1 pseudogene is annotated in these 243 nt (G+C 77.4%); it reads left to right on the top strand.

The features are described from left to right. Positions 1-22: 22 nt before the first annotated feature. Positions 23-243, top strand: a pseudogene (locus tag KVT44_RS56690) (FAD-binding protein); the annotation flags it as partial.

Here is a 243-nt window from a genome sequence, read left to right on the forward strand (position 1 = left end):
TGGCGGGTCGTCGACGGCTGTCGTGACCGACGTCGTCGACCGCCTCCGCGACGCGCTCGGCGGGCGCGTCGACACGAGCGAGGCCGCCCTCGAAGGCGCCCGCGCCGACAAGTCGGGACACCGCGCGTCGGGACGACCGCTCGCGCCCGTGCGGGCGGCATCCGTCGCGGACGTGCAGACCACGATGCGGATCGCATCCGCCACGGGCACGCCGGTCGTGACCCGCGGCGCCGGCACGGGCCT

It is taken from the genome of Streptomyces sp. GbtcB7, from assembly GCF_019091445.1.
GTDB lineage: Bacteria > Actinomycetota > Actinomycetes > Streptomycetales > Streptomycetaceae > Streptomyces > Streptomyces mirabilis.